Here is a 17,432-nt window from a genome sequence, read left to right as displayed (position 1 = left end):
TCTAAATGTTTAATATATTTAAATTAACGTAGCTCTACAGGAACAGCAAATACTATATTTTCTACTTCACCTGGGTTCTCAACAACCTGTGTGCCACCTAGCTCTTTTAATCGGCTTATTACTTGTTGTACAAGTACTTCTGGCGCAGATGCTCCCGCAGTTACGCCAACTGATTTAGAGCCTGAAACCCACTGCTCTTGTACATCAGTTGCGTCATCAATTAAATAAGCAACTGTGCCCATTTTATCTGCAAGTTCACGTAAGCGATTAGAGTTAGAGCTATTTTTAGCGCCAACAACTAATAGCACATCAACTTTATCAGCTAAGTCACGAACAGCGTCTTGACGATTTTGCGTTGCATAACAAATGTCATCTTTACGAGGTCCGTCAATTGATGGGAATTTATTGCGTAGTGCATCAATAACATCTGCTGTGTCATCAACTGAGAGTGTTGTTTGGCTGCAATAAAAAAGATTTTCAGCATTTTTTACATTAAGCGCAACAACATCATCAACGGTTTCAACAAGATAAATGCCACCTTCTGAGTTATCATATTGTCCCATTGTTCCCTCTACTTCAGGGTGGCCATGGTGTCCAATTAAAATACACTCAATACCTTTACGACTCGCACGTGTAACTTCCATATGTACTTTAGTTACAAGCGGACACGTTGCATCAAATACTTTTAAATCACGACGTTTAGCTTCGCTGCGAACAGCTTGCGAAACACCATGTGCACTAAAAATAACAATGCTGTCGTCAGGTACTTGATCAAGCTCTTCAACAAATACTGCACCACGACTTTTTAATCCATCAACCACATAGCGGTTATGTACTACTTCGTGGCGCACATAAATTGGCTTTTCAAAAATATCTAGAGCGCGCTCAACAATACTAATAGCACGGTCAACACCAGCGCAAAAGCCGCGTGGATTAGCTAGTAATATTTCCATTAACCTTCCACCTCAATAATATCAACTTCAAACGTTAAACGTTGGCCAGATAAAGGGTGATTAAAATCAATCGTTACCGACTCACCTTGCACTTCGCGAACTAATCCAGGAAGCTCAGTACCGTCAGGTTGAGTAAACGCAATAATTGCACCTACTTTGGCTGGTGTTTCTGGGCCAAATTTACTACGGTCAACGTAGTAAATATTATCTGGATTTGGCTGACCAAACGCATCTTCAGGTTCTAATTCAAACGTTTTACTTTCGCCTGCAGTTAAACCTAATAAACACTTTTCGAAGTTTGCCGTTAAGCTGCCATCGCCCATTGTTAATTTAGCAGGTTTGTTGTGCACCTTGGTAGAATCAGCGGCAGAGCCATCTTCTAATTTAATAGAAAAATGGAAAATAACTTGCGAGTTTTCACCAATTACAGATTGGCTCATGCTTTATGCTCCTTTGGACTCTCGCCGGTAAAGGCATCAAATAACAATAATGCTGCGCCAATGCAAATAGCGCAATCGGCAATATTGAATACAGGAAAATGTGAGTCTTTATAAAATACGTGAATAAAGTCGATTACATAACCATACGCAATACGATCGTATAAATTACCAATAGCGCCTGCAAGTACCAGTGCATAAGCACCGCATAGTACTTTGTTTGTTGCAGGTAAGCGTTTTAGCCACCACACAAGTAAAGCACTAATAGCAATGGCAATCGCACTTAAAAACCAACGCTGCCAACCACCCGCTTCACTTAAAAAGCTATAAGCAGCACCATAGTTATGCACATAAGTAATACTAAAAACAGGGAGTAAGTTTATCGACTCTTGATAAGCCATAGTCCCTACAACAAGTGTTTTACTGGCAAAGTCTATTACTAATAGTAATAGACTCAACCAAAGCCACACTAAACCACTTTTTTGGGCTAGTTTGCTCACTAAGAATAACTCCTAAGCGAATTGACGCTTTTCGCCTTCGCCGTCAACATTACTTACACAACGACCACAAATTTCAGGATGAGCAGGGTTAACACCTACATCTTCGCTGTAATGCCAACAACGCTCACATTTAGCAGCATCTGTTGCAGCAACACTAATGAATAAACCTTCAATTTCGGTAGCTTGTGTATCAGCTGGCTGACTATCAACTTCAGAAACATTTACGGCCGATGTTAATAATACAAAACGCAGTTCATCACCAAGCGCATTTAATTTAGCGGCAAGCTCTTTACCAGTAAATAAATTAACCGTTGCTTGAAGCGTTGCACCAATGACTTCTTCTTTACGTGCAGCTTCTAATAAGCGGTTTACTTCGTCGCGTACTGTCAGAATTTCTAACCAGTCATCGTTACTAAATTGGCTATTTGTTGGCGCTTGTAAGCCATCATACCAAACAGATGTAAATACGTAGTCACTACGCTCACCCGGTAAAGCTTCCCAAATTTCTTGTGCGGTAAAGCTCATAATAGGTGCCATCCAACGCGTCATTGCTTCTGCAATATGATAAAGCGCTGTTTGACAAGAACGACGTGCATGGCTGTCACTCTTAGCTGTGTACTGACGATCTTTAATGACGTCTAAATAGAACGAACCAAGCTCACCCGTACAGAAGTTCATTAGCTTTTGCGTTACTAATAGCATTTGGTAGCTATCGTATGCGGCTAAAATTTCGTCTTGCAACTGAGCAGCACGACCAACAATCCACTTATCAAGCTCAACCATATCATCAACAGCAACTTGATCTGTTTTTGGATCAAAACCATTTAGGTTAGCTAGTAAGTAACGGCTAGTGTTACGAATACGGCGGTAGCGATCGGCAGAGCGTTTAAATATTTCATCCGACACAGTCATTTCTGCCGTGTAATCGGTAGAGGCAACCCATAAACGTAGAATGTCGGCACCTAGTTTATTCATCACATTTTGTGGTGAAATAACATTACCTAGTGACTTAGACATCTTGCGGCCGTTTTCATCAACAGTAAAACCATGAGTCAATACTTGGCGGTATGGTGCATGACCATTAATAGCCACTGATGTCATCATTGATGACATAAACCAACCACGGTGCTGATCAGAACCTTCAAGGTATAAATCAGCTGGACCAACCAAGTCTTCACGTGCGTCTACAACACATGCGTGTGAAACACCTGAGTCAAACCATACATCTAGCGTATCTTGCACTTTCATATATTGCTTGGCATCTTCTTCACCAAGTAATGTGGCTGGTTCTAAATCGTACCATGCCTGAATACCAGATTTTTCAACTAGCTGTGCAGCTTGCTCAATGAGTTCTTGAGTATTTGGATGAAGTGCACCGGTATCTTTATCTGCAAACAATGCAATTGGCACACCCCAAGTACGTTGGCGAGATATACACCAATCTGGGCGGCTTTCAACCATGTTCGAAATACGGCTTTCGCCCCACTCTGGCAACCACTGCGTGTTTTTAATTTCTTTTAAAGAATCTTCACGTAAGTTAGCCTGATCCATACTTACAAACCATTGTGGTGTAGCACGGAAAATAATTGGTGTTTTATGGCGCCAACAATGTGGGTAACTATGAGTTATAGCATGATGATGCATTAATGCACCGTGCTCTTTCAATACTTCAATTACGCTCGCATTTGCTTTAAATACATGCTGACCTGCAAAAAGTTCAGTATCTGGTAAATAAACGCCATTAGCGCCAACAGGGTTAGCTACTTCAAGGTTGTAATTTAAACCAGCCACGAAATCTTCTTGACCATGCCCTGGTGCTGTATGTACAACACCGGTACCTGAGTCAGTCGTTACGTGTTCTGCAACAATCACTGGTACATTAAAATCATAAAAAGGATGGGCTACTTGTAAGTTTTCAAGTGCAGCACCTTTTACATAACCTAATACGTGGAAGTGATTAAAACCAAAGCGGTCCATTGCATCTTTAACAAGCTCAGAGCCTAAAATTAGACGTTGTTGTACGCCTTCATCTTCAACCTGCACCAATGCATATTCTAAATCTGCATGCACAGCTACCGCGCGGTTTGCTGGAAGCGTCCACGGTGTTGTTGTCCAAATAACAGTACCAACACTGCCTTCACCTTTATGACCATCAGCCAAATCAAATGCACTAACAACAGCATCTTGATCAACAAATGTAAAACGTACATCAATCGCTGGTGATTGCTTATCTTGGTACTCAACTTCTGCTTCTGCTAATGCAGAACCACAATCTGTACACCAATGCACAGGCTTAGCACCTTTATGCAAATGACCTTTTTCAATAATACGACCAAGTACACGAATTGCATTCGCTTCAAAGTCAAAGTTCATTGTTAAGTAAGGCTTATCCCAATCTGCAAATACGCCTAAACGTTTAAAATCAACTTTTTGACCTTCAACTTGTTTTTTAGCGTATGCACGGCATTTTTCACGAAACTCGCTCGCGGTTACTTTTACGCCCGGCTTGCCTACTTTTTTCTCAACCATTAACTCGATTGGTAAACCATGACAATCCCAACCTGGGACTAATGGTGAATCAAAGTCAGATAATGTTTTAGACTTAACAATAATGTCTTTTAATATTTTATTAACTGAGTGGCCTAAATGGATGTCGCCATTTGCATACGGAGGGCCGTCATGCAAAATAAAGGTCTTTTTACCTTTCTTAGCGCTGCGAATTTGACCGTACAGGTCGTCTTCATACCATGCTTTAAGCATTTTTGGTTCACGTTGTGCCAAATTGCCACGCATTGGAAACGGTGTTTCCGGTAAGTTCAAAGTATGTTTATAGTCGCTCATTTATCCTACATTCCGTCTCTATCGGCTACCTGATTTAAACCAAAACACTGCTTAGCGGCAGCAACATCAGTTGCTATTTGCGCCGTTAATTGTGTTAATGTCTCGAATTTTTTTTCATTGCGAAGTTTTTTTATTAACTCCACATGCATAAATTGTCCGTAAATATCCTGTGCAAAATCAAAAAGATGAACTTCTAATAATGCACGAGTTCCATTAAATGTCGGCTTATTGCCTACATTTGCAACTCCAAAAATCTGTTTTCCTGCAATCGTTGCTTGCACTGCAAACACCCCGTTGACAGGACACACTTGGCGTTTTAGGGCAATATTTGCCGTTCTAAAACCGAGTTCACGTCCTCTTTTCCAGCCGTGTATAACACGCCCAGAAATAGCATAATCGTGACCAAGCATTGTTTTAGCACTTGCTAAGTCACCAGATGCCAAAGCATCTCGTATTAAAGTGCTGCTTACTCTAGCATTTAATTGACGAAAACTCGCGGTGCTTTTTACGTCCATGCCCGCTTGCTTGCCCATGCTAGCAAGTAAGTCAAAGTTACCTTGGCGCTGCTTTCCAAACTTAAAATCATCGCCAACAGTGAGAGCTTTAACACCTAACTTTTTAATCAAAATATCATTAACAAATTGCTCAGCATGCATGTTTGCAAATTGCTGATTAAAGCTAATGCAAATAACTCGCTCAATACCTAAATCACTAAGCAAACGTAGCTTATCTCGTAAGCGCGTTAGCCGTGCTGGGGCATTGTTTTTAGCAAAAAATTCTTGTGGCTGGGGTTCAAATAGCATTACAGTGCTAGACAAACTATGCGCTTTAGCATCAGTAAGTAAGCCTTTTAGTACTTCTGCGTGGCCTAAATGAACACCGTCAAAATTACCAATAGTTAACACACAACCAAAGTGGTGTGGGCGAATATTGTGTATACCTCTAATTAACTCCATGCCACCTAATGCCTTGTTTAGCGAGCTATTAATTACGACTAAAAATTAATTAAAGCCGCAGAGTTGCCGATTATAATCTTTTTTTTAGTTTGATTCAGTAATTGCTACACTTTTTATCGTATTTAGTCTAACGCCCATCAAAAATAGCATTGCAAAGTAGCTAATACCTGCCAAAGCCACGAGTGCTATTAATAAGACTACCTGCTGTGTAAAAGCCCATGTAGCCCAGTAATAGTAACTGCTCACAAACCATGTAACAGCTCCCATAACCATACTTGCAACAACACATTTAAGTGTAAAGCGCATACTCATTGATGAAAACTGATACACATTTTCTTTTTTAAGCTGCCTATACAGCAAAAATGCATTACAACTAGCCGATAGCGAAGTAGCGAGTGCTAATCCTAAATAACCAATAAAAGGAGCCAGCATAATATTAAATACCATATTCAACACTAAGGTAATAATACCAATACGCACCGGCGTTTTTGTGTCTTGACGAGCATAAAAGCCAGGAGCAAGTACTTTAATCAGCATAAAGCTTACAAGCCCTACTGAATATGCGACTACGCCTAAACTTACTGCTTTAACATGATCAACACTGTCTTCTTTAAACGCACCATGGTCGAATAATACGGTGATAATAAGCGGGCTGATGATCATTAGACCTATCATTGCTGGTAGGCCTAAAAATATAACAAAACGCACCCCCCAGTCGAGGGTATGCTGAAAGTCACTACTTTTTTTACTGCTATGTAACCTAGAGAGCGCCGGTAAAATAACTGTCGCAATACCAATACCAAATAAGCCCAATGGAAATTCAATTAAACGGTCTGAATAATAAAGCCATGCAATCGAGCCTGTCATCAGTAATGAAGCAATCATGGTATCAAGCAACAAATTAATTTGGCTAATAGATACACCAAACAAAGCAGGAAGCATAAGTTTACGTACTTTTTTTACGTTTTCGTCTTGCCATGCCCAACGTGGACGCGCCAACATTTTTGCACGGTATAAAAATGGAAGTTGAAACAATAACTGCACAACGCCACCAATAAATACGCCAATTGCGAGAGAATAAGCCCCGACACTAAATTTATCATGTAAAAAAATTGCACACGTAATAATAGAAACATTGAGTAAAACAGGTGTAAATGCAGCAACAGCAAAACGGTTATACACGTTCATTACCGCACCACTAAGCGCAACTAAGCTTACAAAAAACAAATAAGGGAATGTAAATTTAAGTAATGAACTTGCAAGTTCAAACTTTTCGGCATTGGGTCCGCCCTGCCACCAATCTATAAACCAACCGGTGCCAAACAATGCTGCAATAACGGGTGAAGCAACAACACCTATAATAGTGACAATCAGTAAAATGGTTCCTAATGTGCCTGCTGCTTGTGCAACAAAAAGTCTGACCTTGTCGTCGCCTTGCTGTTCTTTAATTTCACTCAGCACGGGTACAAATGCTTGTGCGAAGGCACCTTCTGCAAATAAACGACGTAAAAAATTAGGAATACGGTTAGCAAATAAAAAAACATCAGCCGCCGCACTTGCGCCTAATAAATTGGCAACGACTGCATCTCGAACGAGCCCTAAAATACGCGATATCATAGTCATACAACTAACAATCATACCGGAGCGAAATAAACCTTTTGACACCTTAAACCTACTCAAAAATCCTCAAGATAGGCGATTATGCCACAGTCTTTTTTATAAATCGCTTTAAAGCACTAGGCTGGGGGTCTGTGCTTTGTTACAATGTCGGTATTAACTGCTAAAGCGGCAAATTGATGCTCGTTATATGGTGCAGTTTTTCTTGGATTGTTAAATTTAAATTGACATCCATGATAGAAACAGGCATATTCCACGGCCTTTAATTTAAGCTTTATTTTAAGATTGTTAGGAGCAAACCTTGGCTAACATCAAGTCTGCAAAAAAACGCGCTATCACAAGCGAAAAAAACCGTCAGCACAACGCAAGCCGTCGTTCAATGATGCGCACTTACTTCAAAAAAGTAATTGTTGCTATTGAAGCGGGCGATAAAGAAGCTGCACAGCAAGCTTTTTCTGTTGCTACACCTATCCTAGACCGTTACGCAACTAAGGGTCTAATTCACAAAAACAAAGCAGCTCGTCATAAGAGCCGTATAGCAGCTAAGATTAAAGCTCTATAATTTGTTTTTGATAGAATATAAAAAACCGGCTTTTGCCGGTTTTTTTTTGTTTAAATTTTAAATGTACTTACTTTATTAGACATTTTCTAAATCTGGATAAAACTTCTTAAGCATTGCCGCTATTTTTTTAGGTGTAAATGGCTTTACTACAAACCCTTTAGCGCCTTTATCAATTGCATCCTTAACATTCTCAATACCTGAATGTGCAGATACCATAACCACATTTGTCTCTGGGCTTAATTCATTGATTTGTGCAATCAAATCTTTACCATCACCGTCTGGCAATTCAATGTCTAAAAAAATGATATTATAATTTGCAGCTTGGCACTCACTAATACATTGTGAGGCAGTAGATGCTTCCTTTACGTTATCTATCCCTAAGTGCATGAGCGTTTGGCTCAAAAAACTACGCACTGTGCTAACGTCATCTACAATTAAAATTGATAGCTGCGTATTCATCTTTATTCCTCGTAGGCTATAAGCTAACTTTAAGTTATCATAATAATTAGCTTAGTATATAAATTTACTCATTTAATTATAGAGACCTACGGAAAAAAGGCCAGATTTGCTTTATGTCTAAAACCCCAAATAAACAATCGTTGCTAGGTAAAGCACCGGCAAGAAAAAAAACAGCGCAAAAAAGAAAACCTCAGCGTTCTACTCAGCGCCCTTCACCTGGCGAGTTAAATTCCAGTGCAAAGAATGATATAAGCCAAAAAACAACGCAAAAAAAAGGACTGTTTATATCACTCGCTGTCGTTGCTGTAATAATTTTAGCTTTTCCAAAACCTACCTTACTCACCTATAAAAAATTAGGGATGGTAAGTGAGAGTGTTTACTGGCCCGGATTCTTTGGCAAGGGGGCTACTTTAATTGATTCAAACCTACACCCCACCTATGATTCTAGCCGTGAGTCCCTTTATTTATGCAGTGACTTACAAAAACCGCAGAGCTGCCAAAAGTATCAAGTAATTGCTGATAATGGTTTATTTTCAGCAATCGGTAGCTACTTTTAGCATTAAAAAAACTAATCTGAAAATTTAAAATTACTTGGTTGAAAGGTGCGCAAAAGATCAACATAATGGCGCTCCTTTTTTCAACAACTGAACTATTGAAACGACCATGCTAAACGAGCTAGATTGGCTTTTAAATACTACACTACTTGCACTAGGTTTAGGTGCATTCTTTATTAACCAGATAACACTGCTGCGCGTTGCCGCCATTAGTGCGTGTGGTTTATTATTCTTATCATTTAGCTTAGATCTTATGTCGTCGAGTGTTATTTCAAATATGAGTTTAGTGTTGATCAATACTTTTTACTTGTTTAAAGTTTATACATTTGGGCAATTTAATGTAACCCAAAGTTAACAACTTTTCCCTAGAATATTTAATAGCCCAGCATTGCTGGGCTTTTTTTTGTTAAGAATTTAAAAATATTAAAAAGCACTTTCAATCAAGATGAAAATTAGAGCTTCAGGGGCACACAAGCACTACTGTGAAAATAATGCTTGTGTACTGCTAAAAAGAGGAATACATAGTAAGTAGGCTAGTCCGCTATTGTTAACTCGCTTTGGGTTTGTATTTTAGAAGGAGTATCCTCTGCATTAGCCTGATTAAACCAAGCTGAAACACCAAGTATAATAATTGAAACAATAACTAGGCTTAATTTAACGCCACTTTGACTCGATTTCATAACACCCTCTTTGTATTTTTTATTAGTGAGAATACCTTTTACACTAATGAAAATTACAAATGTTAACAAGCTGTTTTTTAAACTAATTAGCTATCAGCTAATAACCTTTAGTTCTATCTATTGGATTATTAAGTACTAACCCCTTATCCAAGCATTCAATATTATCGGCTATTTGCTCTATAACACTATTTAAATCAGAAATCGCCGCGCAATGTGGTGTAAGCGTTATTTTGGGGTTTCCCCAGTAAGGGTGATTCGACGCTAAAGGTTCTTGATCAAATACGTCGAGTGTAGCTGCGCGTAAGCTATCGTTATTTAATGCACTTAGTAAGTCTTGCTGAACAACATGAGCACCGCGTGCCACATTAATAACAACAGCATGTTTAGGTAGCTTTGCGAGCATTGAGTGATTAATAATGCCTGTCGTTGCTTGCGTAAGGGGTAATAGACATACAAGGTAGTCAACATCAGAAAGCATACTATTGAGGCCTTCCTCGCCATAAAAAATTTCGACATTAGCCGCGCTTTTATTACTTTGCGCCCAGGCACTTACCTTAAAGCCATTATTTATAAGCTTTTGCGCGCATGCTTTACCTAATTCACCATACCCAAGTATGCCGACATGTTTATTACTATGCGCCCGCTTTGGCTTCCATGTTTGCTGTGTTTGCTTAATGTAATACTCTTTTAAACGTAACTTTTGAGCTAACACATGTGTCAGTACATATTCCGCCATATCTTCAGCTAGTTGCATGTCAACAATACGTACTACTTCAACACTTTCGTCGAGTAATGTTAAATCGATACTGTCTACGCCAGCACCAAATGACGACACAGCCTTTAAGTTAGGTAGCTGTGGCCACATAGATTCTGGCGCTTTCCACGCAAGTACAAAATCCACATCATGTGCGTTTTTACAATCAGGCCATTGCTCTATCAGCGTATTTGGTAATCGCTCTTGTAACTTCGTTATTAGTTTTGTGTTGTCACGCCCAGTTATAGCAACCAATACCGACATAAATTCTCCTAACAATACACAGTTTATAAGTTAGCACTTTAAAAAGTCACACTACTGCAAAGTAACTGTCACACCCTTTTTTTAATCTTACATGTATGGCGAATAGGCCAAACGGAATATGAGGTTAATATGATAAGTGTTGATAAAGTAATTGCTGCAAACTTACCACAACTAGAGAACTCTCCAAAAGTAAAAGGTTTAGTAAAAAAAGGCCTAGGCTACTTATTACATGAACAAGAGTTTGTTGCTTTTGGTGATGCCTACCCTCACCTACAAGGATTAGAATTTGTTGAACAAGTGCTCGATGAACTCAATTTTGATACGCGCTATAAACCTAAGCAGATAGAACATATTCCTAATGAGGGTAAACTTGTTATCGTTGCTAACCACCCTATTGGTTCATTAGATGCTTTAGCACTGATTAAAGTACTTTCAACTGTAAGACAGGATTTAAAAGTAGTGGCAAACCGCATGTTGATGTCGGTTACTCCAATGCACTCACTTTTACTCCCCGTAGATAACTTATCAGGCATGAGTAAGAAACAAGAGCTTAGTAATATACAAAACCATTTAAAGGATGAAGGCGCATTACTTATATTTCCGGCAGGAGAAGTATCGCGATTAGGGCCAACAGGTATTAAAGACTGCAAATGGAATAGTGGCTTTTTACGTATGGCAAAAAAAGCTAACTGCCCTATTTTACCTATTTATATTAAAGCCAAAAACAGTCCACTTTTTTATGGCACATCAATGATTTATAAACCTTTGGCAAGTTTACTATTAGTGGCCGAAATGTTTAAGCAGCGCCAAAAATCTTTAGAGTTTGAGATTGGCGCCTCTATCCCTCCTGAATCTTACTTAATAGAAAATCTTAAAGATAAAGAAGTTGTAAACCTCATCCGTAAACAGCTTTATAGGCTTACAACAAAAAAAGCACTGCCGCTAAAAACACAAACACCTATCGCTGTTCCCGAGTGCAGAAAAGAGCTAAAAAAAGCAATTGAGCAATGCCAACTACTTGGTAAAACGCAAGACGGTATGCATATTCATCTATACCAATATGCAGGTAGCTCACCTATTTTTAGAGAGTTAGGGCGCCTGAGAGAAATAGCATTTAGAGCAGTTGGTGAAGGTAGTGGTAAGCGTCGTGATATAGATAAATACGATATGGATTACCAACACCTTGTACTGTGGGACCCAATGCAGCTAGAGCTGGTAGGTGCTTATCGATTAGCCTGTGCACAACAGATAATACAAAAACATGGCCGCGAAGGTTTGTATACTGATAGCTTATTTTCTTATACCGACGCTATGACGCCCTATCTAAAACAAGGAATTGAGCTTGGTAGAAGCTTTGTACAGCCTAAATATTGGGGACGTAAGAGCCTCGACTATTTATGGTATGGCATTGGCGCTTTTATAAAAAGCTATCCACAGTACAGATACTTGTTTGGTGCTGTAAGTGTATCAAATGCTCTACCCGAGCAAGCAAAAGCCATGCTCGTTTATTACTATCAGCATTACTATAAAAGTGGTATTGAATTAGCTACGCCTAATAATGAATTTAAATTAACTGAGCAACAGCTAACCCAGTGCAATACTCTTTTTTGCGGCAATGACGTAAAAGAAGATTTTGTAGAGTTAAAGCATGTGTTAGCTAATATGGGGGCTCAAGTCCCTACTTTATTTAAACAATACACTGAACTTTGTAAACCAGGTGGCGTGCAATTTTTAAGCTTTAGTATTGATCCCGATTTTAATAATTGTATTGATGGATTGGTATTGGTCGATCTTGAAAATGTAAAAGAAAACAAAGCCAAACGTTATTTAGAATAGCCAATAATAAGTGAGTGCTTTATATTTATAAAGTACTCGATTTATATTTAATTATTTATAAATATCTGCTCAAGTAAAGTTGTATAAATAGCTTCAATTTTAAGTAAATCACTAATAGATACGTGTTCATTAGCTTGATGAATCGTATTGTTTCGCACACCACATTCAATAACTTGAGTATGGGGGCTGGCAAAAAATCGTCCATCTGATGTCCCTCCATTTGTACTTAGTAATGGGTAACTTGAAGTGTTTTTGTAAATAGCCTGCTCAATATGAGTAAGTAAACTCCAACCCGTATTATGGCTTGTATAATAAGGCTCGCATGGGCGTTCCCACTCAATTGTAAAATGCTCAGCAAACTTGTTTAGGGTATTCATTAATTGCGTTTTAACTGCTGCACTACTGTAACCGTGGCTATAACGTACATTAAATGTAATCTCACAATGACTTGGCACTAAATTATCGACCACATTATTTATGTTAATTCCAGTCACTTGCAGTGTGGTTTTTGAGCTAGCCACATCGAGTAACCAGATCTGATCACTCAAGCTATTTACTATTTTTGCAGCAATATGAGCAGCATTGAGTGTGTTTTGAGGATAAGCTACATGACCTGCCTTACCAGTAACTAAAATCCGAGCTGAAAGCGCACCACGACGGCCATTCTTAACCGTATCGCCAACTTGTGCCACACTTGATGGCTCCCCGACAATACAGCCATCTAATACAACACCTTGCTTGGCAAGCTTATTAACTATTTCTTGAGAACCAAATTCAGCCTCTCCCTCTTCATCTGACGTGATAAGCCAGTAAAGAGTCCCTACTTTAGCGGATTTACTATTAATTAACTTTTTTGTGGCGCTAAGCATGGCGGCAACACCCCCTTTCATATCGGCCGCCCCTCTACCGTATATTGCATCATTTCGCACTCGCCCTTCAAAAGGAGGACTTAACCAACCGCTACTTGTTGCTGGTACTACATCAATGTGCCCTGAGAAAGCAACACATGGGCCTTCTTTGAATTTTATGCAGGCAATTAAATTAGTCACACCATTTATAGTAAATTGCTCGCAACTTAAACCTAAACCCAACAATTTAACTGCAAGCCAATCAATTGCACCCGCTTGGTTAGGGGTTACTGATTCAAAGCGAATTAGTGTTTGTAAGTGCTCTACAACTTCTTTTTGAATATCCGTTGTTTTTGATTTTTTTTCGAATGCTTCTAAAAACATGTTAAACACACTTTATTATTTAATGTGCCTTTATTAAAACGTGAGTTTATGACTAAGCGATGTCAGCCTTAATACATTCATATGACTGTTGATGAAATAAATATGTCAATCTTTTCAAAAGCAGAACGACGCTAAATTTAATCTAAATCAATAAAGCATTCCACAAGGTTAAAATGTTTTTTAAACTTTGATCTAGAACAGGTTTTCATTTTTATTGCTCGGTAATAATAGCGCCAATCAAACAGTAGTTCTTGGAGAACAACATGAAAACTCAAATTAGCATCGCATTATTAACCTCTTTATTAGCACTCTCTCCAGCTGCACACGCTAACTTTAGCGTAAATGTTGGCGCTATTAACGTAAACCCTGATAACAGTAGCTCAGCAATTAATGAAGCACCTACGCTGGGCCTTAAAGGTGATTCAGATACTCAACTAGGTATCACTGTAGATTATGCATTTAACGATCAATGGGTGTTAGAACTAATAGCAGCAACACCTTTTTCACACGATGTGAATGGCGCAGGCGGCTTAGCAGGCAACAAAATTGCAGATATAAAACAACTTCCACCGTCATTGGTTGCACAATACCACTTTTTAGATACAAGCTATGCGCTAAGACCTTTTATAGGCGTAGGCATAAACTACACTGCATTTTTTGATGAGCAACCCTCTCAAGCACTTAAAGCAACACTAGGAACAGACGATGTAGAAGTAAAATTAGATGATTCGTTTGGCTTTATGGCTCAGGTAGGCGCTAACTATAAAATTGATGCAAACTGGGGTTTACACGCTATGGTATCAATTATGGATATTGATACCGATGCCACTGTTTATGCTAATGGTGCAAAAGCACTTACATCAACTGTTGAGCTTGACCCCGTTGTTGCTATGTTCGGTGTTAGATACAGCTTTTAAAGCATATATAAAGTAGTACGTAGTTACCCAATTACAATGTGTGTTAAAAGGCCGAAAGGCCTTTTTTTCATTTGTAGAGATTAGGGCAGGTTACTTAACTTTTTCTGCTCTAACATTTCTTTCCAGTGCATTACTTCACTTGGCAATATAGGTGTTTGCCCATCAAAACCAGCCACTTCAAGCATTTCTTCAATACTTATAATACCCTTTTTACTCTTAAATACACCGCGTACATAAGCAATAGCATGTAAGCCTCGCTCTGAGTGAAATTTTTGCTCAATATAAAAGTATTTATGATCCCAGCCAACTAACTTAGTACTTATTGTATATCGCTGCATAGGTTTAATATCGCGGATATAAGTAATAGCAGTTGCGTTAACAATCGGAAACCAACGACGCTTCATTATTTGTTTTAGTAAGCCAACACGCTCCGTCATCCACGTGCGAGATAAATCCATCATCGCGAGGTAACGTGAGTTTGTTAAATGTAAATTAATGTCACAATCAGTAGGTAGAGCTTTGTAATCAATATCTACCGTATCAAGTAAATTTTGATATTGCTTGTTACGTTTAATTTTAAAAAACAATAATAAAAGTCGGATATATAAGTTCACAAAAAAGGTCTTACCAGTTAAATTTATTCGAGTGTAGCATAGCCCCTTGCGAAGACGAATATTCTACTTTAATCTTAAATCATTATTACAATAAAAAGATAACTAATGAAATCAAAACTAAAAATTATTACTGCGCTAACTCTATTAGTACCTAGCTACAATGCTTTTGCCGATTTTTCGTTACCAGGTAAAGGCTCTATTACTTACCCTACTGGTGTAGTTAAAGAATTTAAATTTGGTTTTGAATGGCAGCAAAAAGCTGAGAAATTCACTATTGGATCTAAAAGTTACAATATGGAGCAAATTCCTAGCTCTTATTCTGTCGCCATCACGCTTTCAAAAGATGACAGCCAAATATGGGTGCAAGAATTTAATAATGGATTTATTGAAGAGTTTGAATGGCAAATTGGCGAACATAAGATCACTTTAAAAAAGCAGCAATTTAGCGACCCCGTAAAAGGCGATTATGTTATTGAACTTAATGACCGTAGCTATTTTTTCACTCGTAATAACGCCAGCATTGTAATGAACTTTAACGAAGAAGGTATCGAGACGATTGCAATTGACGGGGTAACAAAAAATATGGGCACTAAAAATTAGTCCCCATATTTTAATTTATTTAGGCCAATTACACTTTTACTGTTTTTCGGTTAATACCGTAATCACGTAACTTATTAGCTACCGCGGTGTGACTTAGGCCCAATCGCTTAGCTAACTGACGTGAGCTTGGATAAGCTGGGTAGAGTTTGCGAAGTAAGGTCGCTTCAAAACGTTTAACAGCTTGATCTAGTGAGCCTTCAAAATCAGACTCTAAATACCCTAAATCATGGGTAAAAGTTGGTAACTGTAAATGCTCTACGCGAAGCTCGCTATCATCTAGTAACGACACTGCACGGTAAATTGCATTTTCCAGCTGACGAACATTTCCTGGCCACGGATACTCTTGTAAAAAGCTCAAACACTCTTGTGATAAAACAGGAATTGCATGACCATTTTGTTGCGCATATTTTTGAATAAAATGCTCTGCAAGTGGTCCTACATCTGCTTTTCTATCTCTTAGTGGTGCTATTTCTAAAGTAAGCACGTTTATACGGTAATATAAGTCTTCTCTAAAAACCCCTTCTTGTACCATTGCAGGTAAGTCTTTTTGAGTAGCGGCAACAATACGTACATTTACTTTAACTTCGTTCTCATCGCCTACTTTTCTAAACGTACCATCTTGTAAAAAACGCAGTAACTTAGTTTGTAGTTGAGTCGACATTTCGCCAACTTCATCTAAAAATACAGTTCCACCATCGGCTTGCTCTAATACACCGCGCTTTGGCGCTGCATTTTCTTCGTACCCGGCATAACCAAATAACTCAGACTCAGCAACATCATCAGGAAGTGAAGCACACGACAATGCAATAAAAGGTTTAACAGAACGATTAGATGCGTAATGGCACGCTCTAGCTAATAACTCTTTACCTGTTCCTGTTTCACCAGTAATCAAAATAGGGGCTTCTAGTTGCGCCATTTTGCGTGCTTCGCGCACAACTCGGCGCATTGCCGTACTAAAGTTATGAATAGTAGCAAAGCTTTCTTGCCCGTAACGTCTAAATGCACTGACTTGCTGCCCTAACCGACTTTGCGATTTAATGTTAATAACCGCACCAGCAAGCACATCACCTTCACTACCTTGAGGCACTGCAATTGGCAAAATGTCTGCAATAAAATCCTCACCAGCAACTTCAACGCGAGTGGTTTGTCCGAGTACTTCTTTACCTTCTAACCAGCGTGTAAAGTTAAAGCCTTTAAGCAGGTTATTAATATTTGCACCAATCACGTCTTTTTCAATTAGCTGTAAGTCTTTACATGCTGCATCGTTACATAAACGTACCCAACCTTTGGCATCAATAGAGATAACCCCATCAGGCAATGCACGTAGTAAAGTATTTAATTCGTTGTGTTCACGCTCAGATGGTAAAAATGCAGTGGTACGCACATCATGTACACCGTCGATTAAACGTATCGATGGCATAATTTTTTGGAATTGTTCAAATTCAATTTCGGGAAAACTAACGTACATACGACAATTTATAGAATCGACTTCAATTCCTTTCAAATCAACGCTGTAGTTAACTAATATATTAAGGATTTCTTGAGCAATACCAATTCGATCAGCACAGTGAATATCTAGACGCATACATCCTCAAAGAAGGAAAAACTATATTAGCCGAATAATACGCTAAGTCGCTTTGAGAAGGTAGTTTATTG

At 38.7% G+C, this 17,432-nt stretch carries 18 protein-coding genes; 6 read left to right on the top strand and 12 right to left on the bottom strand.

Annotated elements, in window-relative coordinates; translation table 11 throughout:
• Positions 1 to 23: 23 nt before the first annotated feature.
• The 6 genes from ispH to murJ form a co-directional block, all read right to left on the bottom strand.
• Positions 24 to 953 (bottom strand): 4-hydroxy-3-methylbut-2-enyl diphosphate reductase, encoded by a 930-nt coding sequence (gene ispH, locus GQR38_RS02540; RefSeq protein ID WP_165721325.1) that lies wholly within the window; start codon positions 951 to 953, stop codon positions 24 to 26.
• Positions 953 to 1,393 (bottom strand): FKBP-type peptidyl-prolyl cis-trans isomerase, encoded by a 441-nt coding sequence (fkpB, locus tag GQR38_RS02535; protein ID WP_165721324.1) that lies wholly within the window; start codon positions 1,391 to 1,393, stop codon positions 953 to 955. The genes ispH and fkpB overlap by 1 nt, the downstream gene beginning before the upstream one ends.
• Positions 1,390 to 1,890, bottom strand: coding sequence for a signal peptidase II (lspA, locus tag GQR38_RS02530; protein WP_007376920.1), 501 nt, complete (start codon positions 1,888 to 1,890; stop codon positions 1,390 to 1,392). Before lspA ends, fkpB begins: the two co-directional genes overlap by 4 nt.
• A gap of 12 nt (positions 1,891 to 1,902) precedes the next feature.
• A complete protein-coding gene (gene ileS / locus GQR38_RS02525) occupies positions 1,903 to 4,731 on the bottom strand; it encodes an isoleucine--tRNA ligase (RefSeq protein WP_024589422.1) in 2,829 nt (942 codons plus the stop codon).
• A 5-nt stretch (positions 4,732 to 4,736) separates the two neighbouring features.
• Complete coding sequence (gene ribF, locus GQR38_RS02520; protein ID WP_024607280.1) at positions 4,737 to 5,687, bottom strand: bifunctional riboflavin kinase/FAD synthetase; 951 nt, start codon at positions 5,685 to 5,687, stop codon at positions 4,737 to 4,739.
• Between the two features lie 84 nt (positions 5,688 to 5,771).
• Positions 5,772 to 7,352 (bottom strand): murein biosynthesis integral membrane protein MurJ, encoded by a 1,581-nt coding sequence (gene murJ, locus GQR38_RS02515; RefSeq protein WP_010555111.1) that lies wholly within the window; start codon positions 7,350 to 7,352, stop codon positions 5,772 to 5,774.
• A 253-nt stretch (positions 7,353 to 7,605) separates the two neighbouring features.
• Here murJ and rpsT point away from each other — a divergent pair, with 253 nt between their 5' ends.
• Positions 7,606 to 7,866, top strand: a complete 261-nt coding sequence (gene rpsT, locus GQR38_RS02510; protein WP_002958225.1) for a 30S ribosomal protein S20 — start codon at positions 7,606 to 7,608, stop codon at positions 7,864 to 7,866.
• A 75-nt stretch (positions 7,867 to 7,941) separates the two neighbouring features.
• Here rpsT and GQR38_RS02505 read toward each other — a convergent pair whose 3' ends face one another.
• Positions 7,942 to 8,325, bottom strand: a complete 384-nt coding sequence (locus GQR38_RS02505; RefSeq protein ID WP_002958224.1) for a response regulator — start codon at positions 8,323 to 8,325, stop codon at positions 7,942 to 7,944.
• 113 nt (positions 8,326 to 8,438) lie between these two features.
• Between GQR38_RS02505 and GQR38_RS02500 the strand changes: the two genes are divergently transcribed.
• Together GQR38_RS02500 and GQR38_RS02495 are read left to right on the top strand one after the other, a co-directional pair.
• On the top strand, positions 8,439 to 8,882 hold the full coding sequence (locus tag GQR38_RS02500) for a hypothetical protein (protein ID WP_101217800.1): 444 nt from the start codon (positions 8,439 to 8,441) through the stop codon (positions 8,880 to 8,882).
• A 106-nt stretch (positions 8,883 to 8,988) separates the two neighbouring features.
• A complete protein-coding gene (locus GQR38_RS02495; protein WP_002958222.1) occupies positions 8,989 to 9,234 on the top strand; it encodes a hypothetical protein in 246 nt (81 codons plus the stop codon).
• Between the two features lie 178 nt (positions 9,235 to 9,412).
• Here GQR38_RS02495 and GQR38_RS02490 read toward each other — a convergent pair whose 3' ends face one another.
• Positions 9,413 to 9,559, bottom strand: a complete 147-nt coding sequence (locus GQR38_RS02490; RefSeq protein ID WP_007581365.1) for a hypothetical protein — start codon at positions 9,557 to 9,559, stop codon at positions 9,413 to 9,415.
• Positions 9,560 to 9,656: 97 nt separating this feature from the next.
• Positions 9,657 to 10,577 carry a glyoxylate/hydroxypyruvate reductase A gene (locus GQR38_RS02485; protein WP_165721323.1) on the bottom strand — a complete coding sequence of 307 codons (921 nt, stop codon included), beginning with the start codon at positions 10,575 to 10,577 and terminating at the stop codon, positions 9,657 to 9,659.
• 129 nt (positions 10,578 to 10,706) lie between these two features.
• Here GQR38_RS02485 and GQR38_RS02480 point away from each other — a divergent pair, with 129 nt between their 5' ends.
• A complete protein-coding gene (locus GQR38_RS02480; protein ID WP_024589427.1) occupies positions 10,707 to 12,413 on the top strand; it encodes a lysophospholipid acyltransferase family protein in 1,707 nt (568 codons plus the stop codon).
• Positions 12,414 to 12,460: 47 nt separating this feature from the next.
• On the opposite strand, the gene dapE is transcribed toward GQR38_RS02480, so the two are convergent.
• Entirely contained in the window at positions 12,461 to 13,645 is a 1,185-nt protein-coding gene (gene dapE / locus GQR38_RS02475; protein ID WP_165721322.1) for a succinyl-diaminopimelate desuccinylase, read from the bottom strand.
• A 263-nt stretch (positions 13,646 to 13,908) separates the two neighbouring features.
• Between dapE and GQR38_RS02470 the strand changes: the two genes are divergently transcribed.
• Positions 13,909 to 14,562: an OmpW family outer membrane protein gene (locus GQR38_RS02470; RefSeq protein ID WP_002958218.1), complete on the top strand. Its 654-nt coding sequence runs from the start codon at positions 13,909 to 13,911 to the stop codon at positions 14,560 to 14,562.
• Positions 14,563 to 14,642: 80 nt separating this feature from the next.
• Here GQR38_RS02470 and GQR38_RS02465 read toward each other — a convergent pair whose 3' ends face one another.
• Positions 14,643 to 15,176 carry a thioesterase family protein gene (locus tag GQR38_RS02465; protein ID WP_002958217.1) on the bottom strand — a complete coding sequence of 178 codons (534 nt, stop codon included), beginning with the start codon at positions 15,174 to 15,176 and terminating at the stop codon, positions 14,643 to 14,645.
• Positions 15,177 to 15,281: 105 nt separating this feature from the next.
• Here GQR38_RS02465 and GQR38_RS02460 point away from each other — a divergent pair, with 105 nt between their 5' ends.
• The gene (locus GQR38_RS02460) at positions 15,282 to 15,776 is read left to right on the top strand and encodes a hypothetical protein (RefSeq protein WP_165721321.1); all 495 of its coding nucleotides are present in this window, start codon (positions 15,282 to 15,284) and stop codon (positions 15,774 to 15,776) included.
• 28 nt (positions 15,777 to 15,804) lie between these two features.
• Here the strand turns inward: GQR38_RS02460 and tyrR are convergent, their stop codons facing one another.
• The gene (gene tyrR, locus GQR38_RS02455) at positions 15,805 to 17,361 is read right to left on the bottom strand and encodes a transcriptional regulator TyrR (RefSeq protein ID WP_007581355.1); all 1,557 of its coding nucleotides are present in this window, start codon (positions 17,359 to 17,361) and stop codon (positions 15,805 to 15,807) included.
• Between the last annotated feature and the right edge of the window lie 71 nt (positions 17,362 to 17,432).

The organism is Pseudoalteromonas sp. c7(2019) (assembly GCF_011378625.1).
Lineage (GTDB): Bacteria > Pseudomonadota > Gammaproteobacteria > Enterobacterales > Alteromonadaceae > Pseudoalteromonas > Pseudoalteromonas arctica.
The sequence above is the reverse complement of the archived record's forward strand: the minus strand, read 5'-3'. Positions and strand labels throughout refer to the sequence as shown.

What these genes read in the sequence shown, in the direction of transcription:
- ispH (WP_165721325.1), bottom strand. Translation starts at nt 953, where the DNA reads ATGGAAATATTACTAGCTAATCCACGCGGCTTTTGCGCTGGTGTTGAC.
- fkpB (WP_165721324.1), bottom strand. Translation starts at nt 1,393, where the DNA reads ATGAGCCAATCTGTAATTGGTGAAAACTCGCAAGTTATTTTCCATTTT.
- ileS (WP_024589422.1), bottom strand. Translation starts at nt 4,731, where the DNA reads ATGAGCGACTATAAACATACTTTGAACTTACCGGAAACACCGTTTCCA.
- ribF (WP_024607280.1), bottom strand. Translation starts at nt 5,687, where the DNA reads ATGGAGTTAATTAGAGGTATACACAATATTCGCCCACACCACTTTGGT.
- GQR38_RS02505 (WP_002958224.1), bottom strand. Translation starts at nt 8,325, where the DNA reads ATGAATACGCAGCTATCAATTTTAATTGTAGATGACGTTAGCACAGTG.
- GQR38_RS02500 (WP_101217800.1), top strand. Translation starts at nt 8,439, where the DNA reads ATGTCTAAAACCCCAAATAAACAATCGTTGCTAGGTAAAGCACCGGCA.
- GQR38_RS02495 (WP_002958222.1), top strand. Translation starts at nt 8,989, where the DNA reads ATGCTAAACGAGCTAGATTGGCTTTTAAATACTACACTACTTGCACTA.
- GQR38_RS02490 (WP_007581365.1), bottom strand. Translation starts at nt 9,559, where the DNA reads ATGAAATCGAGTCAAAGTGGCGTTAAATTAAGCCTAGTTATTGTTTCA.
- GQR38_RS02485 (WP_165721323.1), bottom strand. Translation starts at nt 10,577, where the DNA reads ATGTCGGTATTGGTTGCTATAACTGGGCGTGACAACACAAAACTAATA.
- GQR38_RS02480 (WP_024589427.1), top strand. Translation starts at nt 10,707, where the DNA reads ATGATAAGTGTTGATAAAGTAATTGCTGCAAACTTACCACAACTAGAG.
- dapE (WP_165721322.1), bottom strand. Translation starts at nt 13,645, where the DNA reads ATGTTTTTAGAAGCATTCGAAAAAAAATCAAAAACAACGGATATTCAA.
- GQR38_RS02470 (WP_002958218.1), top strand. Translation starts at nt 13,909, where the DNA reads ATGAAAACTCAAATTAGCATCGCATTATTAACCTCTTTATTAGCACTC.
- GQR38_RS02460 (WP_165721321.1), top strand. Translation starts at nt 15,282, where the DNA reads ATGAAATCAAAACTAAAAATTATTACTGCGCTAACTCTATTAGTACCT.
- tyrR (WP_007581355.1), bottom strand. Translation starts at nt 17,361, where the DNA reads ATGCGTCTAGATATTCACTGTGCTGATCGAATTGGTATTGCTCAAGAA.